8 protein-coding genes are annotated in these 14,112 nt (G+C 39.7%); 1 reads left to right on the forward strand and 7 read right to left on the reverse strand.

Annotated elements, in window-relative coordinates:
- Positions 1 to 52: 52 nt before the first annotated feature.
- Positions 53 to 589: a molybdopterin-dependent oxidoreductase gene (locus MMP72_RS09030; RefSeq protein ID WP_241316539.1), complete on the reverse strand. Its 537-nt coding sequence runs from the start codon at positions 587 to 589 to the stop codon at positions 53 to 55.
- Between the two features lie 11 nt (positions 590 to 600).
- Positions 601 to 2,610 carry a TonB-dependent receptor gene (locus MMP72_RS09035; RefSeq protein ID WP_241316541.1) on the reverse strand — a complete coding sequence of 670 codons (2,010 nt, stop codon included), beginning with the start codon at positions 2,608 to 2,610 and terminating at the stop codon, positions 601 to 603.
- A 438-nt stretch (positions 2,611 to 3,048) separates the two neighbouring features.
- Here MMP72_RS09035 and MMP72_RS09040 point away from each other — a divergent pair, with 438 nt between their 5' ends.
- Positions 3,049 to 7,707, forward strand: coding sequence for a sulfite reductase subunit alpha (locus tag MMP72_RS09040; protein ID WP_241316543.1), 4,659 nt, complete (start codon positions 3,049 to 3,051; stop codon positions 7,705 to 7,707).
- Positions 7,708 to 7,755: 48 nt separating this feature from the next.
- Here the strand turns inward: MMP72_RS09040 and MMP72_RS09045 are convergent, their stop codons facing one another.
- From MMP72_RS09045 to MMP72_RS09065, 5 genes are all read right to left on the reverse strand, one after another.
- Complete coding sequence (locus MMP72_RS09045) at positions 7,756 to 8,265, reverse strand: DUF1543 domain-containing protein (RefSeq protein WP_241316545.1); 510 nt, start codon at positions 8,263 to 8,265, stop codon at positions 7,756 to 7,758.
- Positions 8,266 to 8,400: 135 nt separating this feature from the next.
- Complete coding sequence (locus tag MMP72_RS09050) at positions 8,401 to 10,134, reverse strand: bifunctional protein-serine/threonine kinase/phosphatase (protein WP_241316546.1); 1,734 nt, start codon at positions 10,132 to 10,134, stop codon at positions 8,401 to 8,403.
- A 67-nt stretch (positions 10,135 to 10,201) separates the two neighbouring features.
- Entirely contained in the window at positions 10,202 to 11,011 is an 810-nt protein-coding gene (locus MMP72_RS09055) for a formate/nitrite transporter family protein (RefSeq protein ID WP_241316548.1), read from the reverse strand.
- Positions 11,012 to 11,322: 311 nt separating this feature from the next.
- Positions 11,323 to 11,883: a phosphatase PAP2 family protein gene (locus MMP72_RS09060; RefSeq protein ID WP_241316650.1), complete on the reverse strand. Its 561-nt coding sequence runs from the start codon at positions 11,881 to 11,883 to the stop codon at positions 11,323 to 11,325.
- A 317-nt stretch (positions 11,884 to 12,200) separates the two neighbouring features.
- Positions 12,201 to 13,538: a CitMHS family transporter gene (locus MMP72_RS09065; RefSeq protein WP_241316550.1), complete on the reverse strand. Its 1,338-nt coding sequence runs from the start codon at positions 13,536 to 13,538 to the stop codon at positions 12,201 to 12,203.
- Between the last annotated feature and the right edge of the window lie 574 nt (positions 13,539 to 14,112).

Consider the following 14,112-nt stretch of genomic DNA (forward strand, 5'->3'; position numbering starts at 1 on the left):
TATTTTTATAAATATATCGCTTGGTAGAGATACATTAAAAGTGATTCCGTTTTTAATCTGTTACTTTTAATACACTGATTTCTTTAAGCCATTTTACAAAGCGTGGACCTGATGCAAGATCACGTGTTGAGAGTAACGCGATCTGTCCTGCTTTGGGGTCTAAAGGCAGACCATTTTTTTGATACACAATGATGATCCCTTGACCATTGGGTGAATTGAATAATTCATTCCATGAAAAAATAGCTTTATAACCATCACTTGCTGTGGCGACAATAACCATCTTTTTAACATCGTTATGATCTTTGCGGATGATCTCAGCTTGATTCAACAAATCTGTGAGTAGTACCCCCTTAAAATCTGCTGCTTCAGCCCTGAGTTGTCCTTTCATCGTGGTAATGGCCACACGCTGGGTCGATTGCTGTGGAAACTGCTTTAAAGCATTCACATCGAGCGTCAGTGGTGTGTTTACCAGACCATTGATCGCCACTTGTGTGCTGACATATTGCTCAGGATACTGAACCTCAGAATGTGCATAATTAAACTGCATCGGCAAACACATTAAACCAACCATCATCAAAATTCTATACATCGTTATATCCTTTAAAATGACCAGCTTGTATTCGCAAACCACATCCGTCCAGCACTTGGAAAACCATCCGCCAAGGCATAGTTTTTATCGGTGAGATTATTAATCCCTGTCGCAAAACGCCATTGCCCAGTGGTATTTTTTTGCTCATAGGAAAGTTGTAGATTGGCAATCTGGTAGCCTGAGAGCTTCAAAGTATTGGATACCCAACGACTACTATTTTGCTCCAACCCAGCTTGCAGTTTGACATTTTCAATTGGGCTAAGAACAACATAACTGCTCAGCTTATGTTTGGGGATATCGGTAATCTTCGCATTTGCATCGGTCTCATTCTTTAATTTTAAGTAGGTATAATTGCCACCATAGGCAAACCAGCTTGTCGGTTGATATTGCAGATCAAACTCTGTCCCAGCAATATGCACTTGACCGATATTCTGCATTTGGGATTTATTGCCGTCCACATTGGCTACCGACTGAATCTTATCCTTAATATCACTATAAAAAAGCGCGGCTTCCACACGCAGATCATGAGAAAGATCCGCTTTATAGCCCACTTCATAATTCATTGCTTTCTCAGCTTGCAGTTCAGGATTTTCGATAAATGTTCCTAAGCGCTGAGAGTAACGATCTTTCAATGAAGGGAGTCGGGTTTTTCTTGCAATCGTCGCATAAAGTTGAGCGTCTGCAAAACCGTCATAAAACACACCCATTTGGGCATCGGTTGCACTTTGTTGATTTGGTAAAGAATATGGATTGCCAATACTCAATACCTTTTTAGGTTCTAGTCGATGCTGACTCACGCCCAATGACAAAAACGTTTGTGCGAATAACTGAATATTATCCTCTAGCCCCAAAGACCAAATTTTATCTTCAAAATGAGTATTCTGAATCTTGGTCGCATCTAACTCCCGATGCTCATCGGTTTTATAGTGACCAATCACACTCAGTTGATGTCCAGCTAGACGATCGGATTCCAACACAATGGAAGCACCATTGACTCGGTCATGATAGATACTACGCCCTGTACTGACACTGCCCTGACCGGAAGTCTTGAGTTGTTCATAACGATCATCGCTATAAGAATTCAATTCGTTATCATAGCGATCATGATAGGCACGAATTTTTAAAGACTCATGCGACGTTAACGTGGTGCTCGAATTAAAATACAGACTTTCTTTATCCCAATATGGCCATTTCCAATAACGTATTGCTGTTGTGCCGGTGGTCGGTGGATTACCTTTTTCACCCTCTTGTTTGATATAACTGAAAGCATACTCATCGGTTGTATTCGGAGTAATTCCCAATTTAATCGAATACTTGGTGTCCTTGTTTTGTGAATTATTGCGTAGTCCACCATCTTCTGTCGCAGTCGGCTGGAAATCGGAAGACAGTTTAAAGCCATCTCGTTGCAAATAAGAGGCCGCTGTCTGGAGATACCAGACTCCTTGATTGGTGCCTAAATTGATCCCAGCTTGACGTTCTTGCCCCTCACCAAATCCTAAACGAACATCACCCTCTAATTCTCGCTGCGGCTTGCGAGTCACCAAGTTAATCGCACCGCCTAAAGTATTTGCCCCATATTTGATCGAGCTAAAGCCTTTGGCAACCTGTATTTCTGCTAAATCCGCGGTGGTGAAGCGATTAAAGTCAACATAGCCATCGTATGGCACATAGACAGGGATGCCATCAATAAATAACGGCACCTGCCGTGCATCAAAACCACGCACATAAATCATCTGCTCATTGCGTGCATTATTTGACGTTGTTATACCAGACAATAGGTTTAAAGCATCACCAATATTGCTACGCTGAAACTGCTGCATCTTTTGATCATCTATTTTCGATGCCACTTGATCAAACTGATTTTGTTCAGCCATAATGCGAATCACACCCAACTGAAATGCATCTTGCTCTGATTTTAGTGCAACATCAGCAGCAAAGGCCCATTTTGGTGCAATCAATCCGATACATAAAATAGCAGCATAGCCATGTAAATTATGCGGCCTAAAGACTAATTTCCCCATGTGTCACTCCCCCGAATTTGCATTAGGAATTTTTCATTTACGCTATATTCACAGGAATATAGCGATAAAAAACATCAAATTAAAAACAAAAACGTCTATGCCGCCCATTGGTTAAAATGATCGGTCATAGACGTCGTTGTCTTGTCTCTACAAAGAAATAACTCACTTTGTTATTTCAGCCAAGCTCAAGCAATCGCCATGCCATATAACAAAAAAATTTAAAAATCATATATTTAAATAAAATGGCATATTCTTTGCTACTCTCTTTAATATCTGATGATACGCATCTCTTTGCAGCCAACGATGCCTGCTTGCGTTTATTCGGATGAGTCAAAAGAGTTGAACATTCCAGTTTTCAGCAAGATTCTGGTTTTGTACGTTATTCAATATTGACCCATCCAGATATTCATTCGCAATGTTGAAATAAAGGTAATGATCATGGCTGAATCAATCAAAACTGTCTGTCCCTATTGCGGTGTAGGCTGCGGCATGATTTTGCAAGTTGAAAATGGTCAGGTGGTCAAATTAGCAGGTAATAAAGAGCATCCAACCAATTTTGGACGTTTATGTACCAAAGGCTCGTCAGCCGATAAAGCCTTACGCAATTCTGGGCGTATGGAAAAAGCCTATATCCGTAAGCAACCTCAAGAAGAACGTGTTGCAAGCCCGATGGATCGTGCCATTACTGAAACGGCGCAACGCTTTCGTCAAATTATTGACCGTGATGGACCCAATGCGGTGTCGTTCTATGTCTCTGGGCAAATGTCGATTGAAGCGCAATACCTGATTAATAAGCTTTCTAAAGGTTTTGTTGGCACCAATAATATTGAGTCCAACTCACGTCTGTGTATGGCAAGTGCAGGCAGTGGCTATAAACTGTCTTTAGGCGCTGATGGCCCTCCCGGTTCATATAAAGACTTTGATCATGCTGATGTATTTTTTGTCATCGGTGCCAATATGGCAGATTGCCACCCGATTCTTTTTCTACGCTTAATGGATCGGGTCAAGGCTGGGGCAAAACTGATTGTGGTTGACCCACGTCGCAATGCCACTGCCGATAAAGCCCATTTATTTATGCAGATTAAACCGGGAACAGATTTAATCTTGCTGAATGGTTTACTACATTTACTCTGGAAGAATAATCATCTCGACCACGAATTTATTCAGGATTACACCGAAGGCTGGGAACAAATGCCAAGCTTTCTGGAAGATTATCCACCTGAATATGTGGCTGAAAAAACGGGAATTGATGAAGCTAAAATTCGTCAGGCTGCACAATGGATGGGTGAAGCCCAAGAGTTTATGACGTGTTGGACCATGGGCCTGAATCAAAGTACCCATGGCACATGGAATACCAATGCCATTTGTAATCTGCATTTGGCAACAGGGAAAATCTGTCGTTTAGGCAGTGGGCCATTTTCATTGACAGGACAACCCAATGCCATGGGCGGTCGTGAAATGGGTTATATGGGACCAGGTCTGCCCGGTCAACGTTCGGTATTGGTAGAAAAAGATCGAGACTTTATTGAAGAACTTTGGCAAATCCCCAAAGGAACACTGACCACTCATTTAGGTAAAGGCACCATTGATCTATTTGAGCAGATGAAAGCAGGTGCAATTAAAGCTTGCTGGATCATTTGTACCAATCCTGTCGCCACCGTTGCCAACCGCAGTATTGTCATTGAGGGTTTAGAAAAAGCCGAATTGGTCATCACTCAGGATGCTTTCTTAGATACTGAAACCAACAAGTATGCGGATATCATGTTGCCAGCCGCATTATGGGCGGAAGCAGAAGGCGTGATGATCAATTCTGAACGCAATATGACCCTGATGCAAAAGGCGATTGACCCTCCCGGTGAGGCATTGCCCGATTGGCAAATCATTAGCCGTATTGCCTGCGAAATGGGCTATGCCCATGCGTTTACTTACAGCTCAGCATCTGAAGTGTTTGATGAGATTTGTCGTTGCTCCAATCCAAAGACAGGTTATGACTTACGTGGTGCCAGTCATGCACGACTCAAAGAAGCCCCATTACAATGGCCTTGCCCACCGCTAGATACACCACAGGGAGCAGATGATCGTCATCCAATTCGTTATTTAAATGATGGGGTCAGTCAATACTTACTTGAAGCTGAGGAAAATAAACCGAAGCCGCGCTTAATTTTCCCCACTGAACGTGCCAAAGGTGTGTTCTTTGCTCGTCCGCATTTAGATCCTGCTGAGATGCCTGATGTGGACTATCCATTTGTTTTGAATACAGGTCGCTTGCAACATCAATGGCATACCATGACCAAAACAGGGAAAATTCCCATGTTAAACAAGCTGAATTCAGGGCCATTTGTAGAAATACACCCTGAGGATGCAGCTAATCTTAATATTAAGGATAAACAACCTGTCGAGATTCGTTCACGCCGTGGTAAAGCTATTTTACCTGCGGTGGTCACAGATCGCGTGTTAGCGGGAAATTGTTTTGCACCCTTTCACTGGAATGACTTTTTCGGTGAAGATTTGGCCATCAATGCGGTCACCAATGATGCTATTGACCCAATCTCCCAACAGCCTGAATTTAAAATCTGTGCCGTATCGTTAACGCCTGTTGCAGCGACAGAAACATTACTGGTTGCGGATGCACTGAAACAACAGAAATCAGTTCTGCAAGATCAATCTATTCCAACAAATTCCATTGCAATACCTGAAATCGCACAGGGTACAGACATGTCACAGATCAATATTTTCGCTCAGGTTACGGGGATAGCAAACACACATGCGCCGACACTCAATGATGCGGAAAAGATTTATCTAGCAGGTTTCATTGCAGCATTACAAAGCTTACCGGTATTGCCAAATAGCATGCCAACATTACCACCAACTGCACCAATATCAGATCAAGCAAAATTGTGGCTCAATGGAATGCTTGCGGGGTTATATGCACGTGCACCTTTAGATTATGCAACTCCTACATTGACCAGCTCAGATGTAAACTCACTCAGCTTGCCTCAAAGCACCGAACCTACAAAACCTAAAATCACGCTGATCTGGGCATCACAAACAGGCAATAGTGAAACTTTGGCAGAAAGTTTTAACCAAAAAATCAAGCAGGCGGGTTATGACGTTAATTTCCAAGAGATGTCTAATTTTCAAATTGATCAACTGGAAAAAACCGATCATCTGCTCTGCATCAGTAGTACTTTTGGCGATGGCGATTCACCTGATAACGGACAAAATTTCTGGAATGATCTAAATAGCAAAGAACTGAAACTCAATCATATTAAATACAGTGTGCTTGCTTTAGGCGATCCAAACTATGATCAGTTCTGTGGTCATGGCAAACGTCTTGATGAGAAACTGGCAGCATTGGGTGCTCACCCAATATTGGCACGCAGCGATTGTGACACAGACTTTGAAGAGAAAGCTGAACAATGGCTGAATACCATTCTCGCCAAACTCAGCACGTCATCCACTGATACAGAACAGGAAAGTCCACCAGCCGTCACCTTATTATGGGCATCACAAACAGGCAATAGTGAGACCTTAGCAGAATCATTTGCAGAGAAAATCAAACAGGCGGGATGCCAAGTCAATGTGCAGGAAATGAATAATTTCTCTGTCAAGGAGCTGAATAAAACCCAAAATCTGCTCTGTATTAGCAGTACTTTTGGCGATGGTGACTCACCTGATAATGGTCAGAATTTCTGGAATGATTTAACAAGCAAACAAGATATTAAACTCGATCACCTCAACTATAGTGTTTTAGCTTTAGGCGATCCAAATTATGATCAATTCTGTGGTCATGGTAAAAAACTGGATCAAAAACTTGCTGAACTCGGTGCATCCCGTATTTTTGACCGTATTGATTGCGATACCGATTTTCAGGAAAAGGCTGAGCAATGGCTGAATACGATTCTCGCTAAACTTGCAGAATCAACCAAACTCAAGGCTGAACCCTCTCCATTAAAACCACATAAACCAGACCTCACCTCACCGAGTAAAACCAATCCATTTCATTCACGTTTGCTACAAAATGTGCGCTTGAATCATGAGCATTCAAATAAAGATATTCGCCTATTTGCTTTTGATATTGAAAACTCAGGTATCACTTATGAAGCCGGTGATGCTTTAGGAGTTTGGCCACAAAACTGCCCTGCACTGGTCAACGAATTACTCAGTGTGACCAAACTTTCTGGTGATAGTCCAGTTTCTATGGTGGATTTAAAAGATATGTCATTACGCCAAGCCTTAACTGAACGTTTTGAAATAGCGAAACCTCAGTTGAATGCGCTAAAACTAATCGCAACCAAAGGCTGTTATCAGAGACTACAAGACCTACTGGATTATCCTGATAAAAGTGAGTTGAAAAAATGGCTTTGGGGTAAACAATTAGTAGACATTCTCTATGAGTTCCCAATCAAGCTATCGGTCAGTGAGCTCATCAGTATTCTGCCTAAACTACAACCACGCTTGTACTCAATTGCGTCGAGTCCGAAAGCACACCCGACACAAATTCATCTCACCGTTTCGGCTGTTCGTTATGATCATCAAGGCAATGCACGTAAAGGTGTATCTTCTACCTTCTTAGCTGATCGTGCTGAACAATGCAGCATTCCAATTTTTGTACAAAAATCAGCATCATTCCATCCACCAGCGGATGCAGAAACACCATTGATTATGGTTGGGCCAGGTACAGGAATTGCACCTTTCCGAGGTTTCTTGCAAGAACGCCAAACCCTTGGGAAACCAAGCAAAAACTGGCTATTTTTTGGAGAGCAAAAATCCAGTACCGATTTTTACTATCAGGATGAACTCACAAAATTCCAAGCAGATGGCATATTAAGCCGTTTGGACCTTGCATTCTCTCGTGATCAGGAACAGAAAATCTATGTACAAGACCGCATGCGTGAGCATGGTGCAGAACTGTGGCAATGGCTGGAACAAGGGGCCTACTTCTGTATCTGTGGAGATGCCAGCCGTATGGCAAAAGATGTGGATGTGGCTTTAAAGGAAATCATTGCACAACATGGCAATAAATCAGCGGAACAAGCCAGTGAATATGTGGCCAATATGAGCCGTGATAAACGTTATTTACGCGATGTGTATTAGAGCAAGGAAGGAATCATGGATTCCCTTAACAACGACTGATCTCATGCTCTAAGGAAGAATGATGTAGTCATTCATAAATGAATTTTCTAAAAATTCCCCTTGAACAAATGACAGGTAATTTTGCTCGATGCAACCGATTTCCATACAGTCATCCAGCTCAATCACGGCATCGGTATGCGGTTTAAACCAATGACCTTCTATCGCTAATTTCCCTTGTGCCTTGGCATCGGCTTTATCTTTACCCGCAACAATTAAGTATTTATGGGTTTCGCCAAACTCATTGGGAAGATAAGCCCCCAGATTAATTAAATAGGGTTTGAGTTCAGATGATGATACATCCTGACTGATGACAAGTTGGTAAGACTGCTCATTGTAGATCGTCCCCTGAATTTTCATCCATCCATCAATATGCAGTCCTTGTGACTTGCCAAACCATTGTTGCTTTAGATATTGATAAGCTTCTGTTAGATCACTGCAAATTACAGGGATGACATCATGCACTTCAACATTGGCCTTTTCATGCTTGCCGCCCAGCAACACCAGATACAATGATTTCATTTCAATATCCAAGAACAGAAAATATGATTCAATGACTTAAATTAACCATCAGGTAAAACAATATACAATATTTTAATCTTTGTTGTTCCGTATATTGAAAAATGAATAACAGAAGTAAAAGGCCAGTTAAAATAGCTAATAGCCACCAAGCAAAGAAATGAGCCCTAAAAGTAATAACAGTAACAGTGCAGAGACCATTTTCCAGAATAAAACAGGGTCCCGATCTACAAATGACTTACGTTGTGGGTGGATAAACTGAGGATTTGGATATTTTAAGTCATAAATAAATTCTGAAATCTCATGATAACGGTGCTCAGGATTGATGTTGACTGCCTTCTCCAACGCATGATCGATCCAGATCGGAATATCTTTACGATGGTGAAATACAGAAAAATAATGCAATTTTCTAAAATCTTTCTTGGACTTACACTTGGCAATATTGGTTTGATAAGGCAAATCCCCTGTCAATAAATAATAAGCCAATACCGCAAGTGCATATTGATCTGAGCGAGTTGAAACCGTTTCAAATAAAAAATATTCAGGTGCCATGTACGCCAAAGTCCCCAGTGCGAAGTCATTCACCTCCCTTTTCATTTCACGAATGCCTGCGACCCGACATGCACCAAAATCAATAATTTTTGCTGTCCCGAAACGATCAAGCATAATATTTTCTGGACGTATATCTTGATGTAGCATCTCTAAACGATGCATTGCCTGTAAACCTTTGGCAACCTGTTCAATAATTTGACGTACTTGATCCAGTGCAATAGGTTGCTGTTGATCAAGCATCCATTGTTTTAATGTTTGCCCATCAATATATTCCATCGTATGGTAAATATAATGTCTTGGCCTTACTTGCGGGTAAGCCTTCAAAATATAAGGACTATGGATCCGTTTGGCGATCCACTCCTCCAATAAAAACTGTTCTGCCAAATATTGATCATGCTGTATTTCAGATGCTGGTACTTTAATTACCAACAGTTGTTGTCGATCTATTTCATGCGCTAGATATAAAATACTACGATGACTTGAATGGATTTCACGAATAATTTGATAGCCGTCAAATTGTGTTGGGATCGTTAACGATGGTACAGGAGCCAATTGAGCATATTCAGGTAAAATTTCATGCGCTTCAATTTGAGGCAGTTTTTGCACTTGAATAATCTGGATGGTCAGGTTATCTGTACTGCCCTGTTGATAAGCATATTCAACAATTTGCTGGGCAATTTGATCTAAACTCATATTTGTTTGAGTTAAAAACTGAATCAACTGCTCTTGCTGGCAGTATTCATACACGCCATCCGTCATCAAAATAAAAATATCATGCTCATAAAGTGCGTAGCTTTGATAATCAATATCAACTTTTTCATTGACACCTAACGCTCGGCTTAAATAGCTTTGCTGTGAGGATAACCAGATGCGATGATCTGTTGTCAATTGTTCTAACTGATTGGACTGTAGTCGATAGATACGACTATCCCCGATATGGAACAGATGAGCAACATGTCCTTTTAGAATGATTGCACTTAAAGTACACACATAGCCACGGTCTTTATCAAAGCGATATTGGCTTTGCTGGGTTTGTGCATATAACCAGCTATTGATTGCTGTGAGCACCCTTTCAACCGAAGTTTTGACCGTCCATGTTTCGGGGGTAGAAAAGTAGTCTGATAACAGACCTGTTACAGCCGTTTGACTGGCAATATGGCTGACATTACTGCTACTAATGCCGTCGGCTAATGCAAATGCCATTCCCTTATGCTGCAACATATAGTTTTGCGGTAAAGTCGCGGCATAGAAATCTTGATTGACATTTTTACGACCTGAGTGAGAATATTGCCCCAGTTCAACCTGTAATTGTTGTGTCATTTTTATCTCAATAATTAGAGGGGATCATTCCCTGATTCCCCTATGCAATTTAATACATGTAGATAAATTAGAAAGTACGCTTTGGCGCTGTTTTAACATGCGTGGTATAGAGGGCAAGACCTGTCAATGCTAAACCACCCACTAAATTACCTAACGCAACTGGGATTTCATTCCACAAGAAATAATCCATAATTGAAAAATCACCACCCATCATCATTGCGAACGGGAATAAGAACATATTCACTACAGAATGCTCAAAACCCATGGCAAAGAACAACATCACAGGCATCCACATCGCAATGAATTTACCACTCACCGACGTAGAGATCATGGCACCAATGACGCCTAGTGAAACCATCCAGTTACATAGCATGCCGCGGATGAAAATCGTCATCCAGCCACCAAAACCATACTCTTTATAGCCAACGGTTCTACTTTCACCAATATGCGCAATCTTAGTTCCAATTTCATTTGGTTCAGTTGCAAAGCCATAGGTATAAACAGCAGCCATCAAAACAGCGACCGTCAACGCTCCAGCAAAATTCCCTAGAAATACCCATCCCCAATGTTTTAAAATTCTCGGAATAGTCACACCTGGACGTTTATCAATCCATGCTAATGGGGTTAAAACAAATACCCCCGTCAATAAGTCATATCCCAATAAATACAACATACAAAAACCAACAGGAAACAGTAATGCACCAATTAAAGGCACGCCTGTTTGGATTCCTATTGTCACTGCAAATACAGCAGCAATCGCTAAAATCGCACCAGCCATATAAGATCGAATAACGACATCCCGTGTTGCCATATGTAGTTTAGATTCACCAGCATCTACAACTTTAACTGCAAATTCAGATGGTGCGAGATATGACATAAACTGCTCCCCTACTACTTCTTTAAAAATTCTCATAAAAAAAGAGGCCTAAAGCGTATTCCAGCTTTAGGCCTCTTTGCCTATAGAACGTCAGTGATCAATTGAAATAGGCGTCTTTGCCTGTGTCTAAGTATTGAAAAGCAAATGTCATGCCATAAATAAAAGTGAAACTAAAAATAGGAGCTTAAGCAAAGTTTCATCTGCTTAAAATAGAAAATATCTAGATTTATACTTTTGAATTTGATATTCAACCAACAAAATAAGCAATAAAAAAAACGGAGCATTTGCTCCGTTTTTCTCTCAAATAAAACCTAATCAATGGCTTGAATCGAAATCGCTTTACGTAATCTGATCGCCAATTCTTTTAAACTATAGTTGACAAATACCACCAACATAAAGCCAATCAAGAAAGCACCTACGATATCAAAGGGGAAATGTACTCCAACATAAACCCGAGATAATCCAACCACCAAACTCAGCACTAAGCCAATACCACCAATGAGCTTAAACCCAGCGATCAAATATGAGCATGCAATAATCACCATCGTCAACGTATGCTGACTCGGAAATGATGAACTCGCACCATGACCAATCAATTTATGTCCAACCCCAAACTGAAATGGGCGTGGATGATGATAGAAAGCATCCACTAAATCACATAATAACAATGATATAAGCACGATAAACAATGTTTTGGAAAAAATTAAACTATAAGTTTTCCACTTAATAACCAATAAAAAAACCAATAAACTAATGAAAACAGTATTCAAATCATCGGCTAAAAAAATAACGATGTTATCAATCCATGTCGAATGTGTAGCCAGTGAGTTGATACTGTGAAATAAGGAGATATTCGCATCCTTGAAGATCATATTATTACTTTCCATATTGTGTACATCTAGGACGAATCAACTCATATTAGTTTAAACAAAGAAGATGAAAAAAATATGAAATCATCTTAATTGATTATTCACATTATTTCTAATATCAAAAGCTTAGCTTTTAAGTCTATGTTATTTTAATTCAATCTTGCCAATAAAAGATATTATCTATTTGCAAAAACCGAGAAGAATAACTCCAAACCTAAATGATCATCTGTTCGCCTAAATATATCACACATAAAGAAACTGATGATTTAGAGGGATGCTTTTATATTCCAACGCATACAAAAGCATCATAAGTAACTCATTTAAATATGATAAAGAGGAAAAACACCAAACACTAAAGCACTACCCATCAGTACGCAGCAAGTGATGAATGCCCATTTCAAGGTGAATTTTTGATGATCCCCCATTTCCACAGCAGCCAAACCGCATAGTAAATAGGTAGATGGAACTAATGGTGATAACAAGTGAATTGGCTGCCCGATGATAGATGCACGTGCAATTTCAACAGGTGAAATACCATAATGCGATGCAGCTTCAGCAAGAATTGGTAACACACCAAAATAGAATGCATCATTTGACATGAAAAATGTCAAAGGCATACTTAATAACCCTGTAATCGGCGCTAAATAAGGTCCCATACTTGGTGGAATAACAGCAACAAAGCCTTTTGACATGGCATCTACCATGCCAGTACCAGACAAAATACCAGTAAAGATACCAGCAGCGAAAATAACACCAACCACGGCTAAAACACTATCAGCATGCATTGCAATTCGTTTTTTCTGCATATTTACACATGGATAGTTCACAACTAAAGCGATACAGAAACCAAGCATGAATAAAATCGACATCGGTAAAAAGCCCATGACCAATGACGTCATCAATACCAAAGTCAAAATACCATTAAACCAACGTAGATGTGGGCGCTGTGCATCTGGATCTTTTGAAATCGAAATATTATCTGCATGACTAATATCAACCAGCTCAATCACACCTAAACGCTTACGTTCATACAGACCATATAAATATGCCAAGAAGAATAACCAAGCAGCGGCTACAATCATTGATGGAATCATTGGAATAAATACTTCACTAGCATCAACCTGAAGCGCACTAGCCGCACGCGCTGTAGGACCACCCCAAGGTGTCAGATTCATTACACCACTACATAACAACATCAAGCAGGTCATGACGAGTGGATTCATTCCAATACGCTTATAAAGCGGTAACATTGCTGCCACACAAATCATATACGTCGTTGAACCATCACCATCTAGCGAGACAAGTAAGGTTAAAAATACCGTTCCCACCGTAATTTTTAACGGATCACCTTTTACTTTCTTCAAGATCCATCTTACCGAAGGGTCAAATAACCCGGTATCGATCATGAGTGCAAAATATAAGATTGCAAAAAGAAGCATGACGCCCGTTGGAGCAAGTTTCTTAATACCATCCAGCATGGTATTACCAAGTTCAGCCAGTTGAATATGACTTAAACTTTCAAAATAGAAACCTAACCCCCAAGCAATAATTGCAAATAAGAATGGGATTAAAATTAATGCAACTAATGCACTAAGACGTTTCGACATAATCAAGTACATAAAGCACATGATCATGCTAATACCTAAAAAAGTAAGCATTTTAAGCAATCCTTAGCATAGTAAATATTATAAATGGTTAATTCCTAACCCAGCGGAGATTCTATGCGATTTAAAAACAAAGGCTTCATTTAATTTAATTATAGCAATTAGACACTCATTCACATGAAAAATAAAGCAAAACCAAAAATACATAAGACAATGATTTATAAATAAAAATTAAAACTTACCAATAAAATAAAATTCTTTTTATTTATAAAATAAAATATATAAATATTATATATTTTTAACATTAATGCTATATTTTAGTGCAAAAGATAATAAGATAGATGATATTTTATCCACCTAAACAATTTATCTAATATCATTAATTTATAAAACCACTAGAGTAATGACCATTATTCTGCAATCAAAGGTTAAAAATATTCATGTTTGAAAGATATTATTGAATCCCGTCTGGAAAGATACCCCTATATTTAAGTTTCAAAATAGATAGATGAACAACTCATTCAATTCAAGATAATTAAAACAATAATAAAATTACAATCTTCTTTATTTTCAAACATAATTCTTTAATTTTATTGGATAAAAGTACCCCATCATTTTTCTACTTCTT

The sequence above is a fragment of the Acinetobacter sp. NIPH 2699 genome (assembly GCF_022549355.1).
Lineage (GTDB): Bacteria > Pseudomonadota > Gammaproteobacteria > Pseudomonadales > Moraxellaceae > Acinetobacter.